The sequence below is a fragment of the Ideonella sp. B508-1 genome, from assembly GCF_000333615.1.
Lineage (GTDB): Bacteria > Pseudomonadota > Gammaproteobacteria > Burkholderiales > Burkholderiaceae_C > Ideonella.
Window position 1 is genome coordinate 1 of record NZ_BADL01000227.1, and the last position, 1,744, is coordinate 1,744.

The window sequence follows — 1,744 nt, forward strand, 5'->3', positions numbered from 1 at the left end:
ATGTGAGCGGGCCCGTCAGATCCCGCAGACTCGGCGGCCGGGCTCGCGTTCGACCCTCTGTCGCAGCGCGGCCAGCCAGCCCAGCGAGAACAGCATCTCGGCCGCCACGAACAGGGGCGCGGCCAGCAGGTCGATCAGGTCCTGCACGAGGCCCGGCGCCCGGCCCTCGTAGTAATGGCCCGCCAGGTGCAGCAGCCCGCCCAGCAGCAGGCAGCCCAGGCCCCAGCCCAACCACACCGTGGTGCCAGCCTGCCCCAGGGGCGTGGCAAACAGCACCATCAGCGCATGCATCACCCCCACCAGCAGGCCCACGCCGGGCAGGCCCCGGCTCAGGTACCACGGCGTGCTCAGGGCCCACAGCAGCACCGCCGGTGTCAGCACCCAGCGCAGCCCGCCCCAGTCGGTGGCGGCCAGCGGTGGGCGGGACAGCAGCACCGCCAGCCCGAAGACCATCAGCGGGATGCCCACCAGGTGGGTGTGGATGTTGCGACGGTCGCGGTGGAAGCGGGCGTATTCCACCAGCAGTTCGTCGGCGGGACGAAAGAGCGTGGCCACGGCGGTGTCTCCGGTTGCTTGGCTTCCATCATGCCCCAGTGCGGGCGGCGCTTCTAGAATCAAGTCCTTCCGAGGAAACCCGATGAGCATCAAGAGCGACAAGTGGATCCGCCGCATGGCGGAGCAGCAGGGCATGATCGAGCCGTTCGAGCCCGGTCAGGTCCGCCATTCCCTCGACGGCCAGAAGATCGTCAGCTACGGCACCTCGAGCTATGGCTACGACATCCGCTGCGCGCGCGAATTCAAGGTGTTCACCAACATCCACTCCACCGTGGTGGACCCGAAGAACTTCGACGAGAAGAGCTTCGTGGACGTGGAAGGCGATGTCTGCATCATCCCGCCCAACAGCTTCGCGCTGGCCCGCACGGTCGAGTACTTCCGCATTCCGCGCAATGTGCTGACCATCTGCCTGGGCAAGAGCACCTATGCGCGCTGCGGCATCATCGTCAACGTCACCCCCTTCGAGCCCGAATGGGAAGGCTATGTGACGCTGGAGTTCAGCAACACCACCCCGCTGCCGGCCAAGATCTACGCGGGTGAGGGCTGCGCCCAGGTGCTCTTCTTCGAGAGCGACGAGGTCTGCGAGACCAGCTACAAGGACCGTGGCGGCAAGTATCAGGGCCAGCACGGCGTCACCCTGCCCAAGACCTGAGCGGGTCCAGAACTGAGCGGTTTTGGGCCGCTTCATCGCGGCTTTGCGTGCTTGACAGCTGGCGCACCATCCCTGGCAACCGGATCACCCCGGAACCCAGGAGCGCCCATGCACACGCACACCTCTTCCGACGCCGTTGAAACCACCGCCGTGCCGGCCTGGCTGGCCGAGGTGATGGCCCGCCCGCCGGTCAACCCGCGTCCGCGGCTGAGCCGCTCGGTGCCACCCCTGGCCTCCGACCTGGACATGGGCGCGCTGCTGCACTTCAAGTCCCTGATGGCCCAGGAGCGCCAGCCGGTGCAGGTGGCGCGCATGTGCTTTGACCGCGACTACGCCTACGAGCGCATTGCCACGGCCCATGCCAGCGCGCACGACCCGCTGCGCCGCCTGGCGTTGGGACTGGTTCAGACCTACCACGCCCGCGATCTGCTGGCGGCGGTGGGGGCGGCCGACGCCTGAGCGGCCGATGCGCGCGCCCCGATCCAAGGCCCTGGTGCGGGCCTGGCTGGATTTCCTGCCACCCCTGCAGCGGCCGCT

Annotated in this window: 3 protein-coding genes; 2 read left to right on the forward strand and 1 reads right to left on the reverse strand. The window is 68.2% G+C overall.

Features of this window, described 5'->3' with window-relative positions; all coding sequences use genetic code 11:
* Positions 1 to 15 precede the first annotated feature (15 nt).
* A complete protein-coding gene (locus tag I73_RS09740; RefSeq protein ID WP_022980437.1) occupies positions 16 to 555 on the reverse strand; it encodes a DUF962 domain-containing protein in 540 nt (179 codons plus the stop codon).
* 82 nt (positions 556 to 637) lie between these two features.
* On the opposite strand from I73_RS09740, the gene dcd reads away from it, so the two are divergent.
* Together dcd and I73_RS09750 are read left to right on the forward strand one after the other, a co-directional pair.
* The gene (gene dcd, locus I73_RS09745; protein ID WP_022980438.1) at positions 638 to 1,207 is read left to right on the forward strand and encodes a dCTP deaminase; all 570 of its coding nucleotides are present in this window, start codon (positions 638 to 640) and stop codon (positions 1,205 to 1,207) included.
* A gap of 108 nt (positions 1,208 to 1,315) precedes the next feature.
* Positions 1,316 to 1,666 (forward strand): hypothetical protein, encoded by a 351-nt coding sequence (locus I73_RS09750; RefSeq protein ID WP_022980439.1) that lies wholly within the window; start codon positions 1,316 to 1,318, stop codon positions 1,664 to 1,666.
* Positions 1,667 to 1,744: the final 78 nt, after the last annotated feature.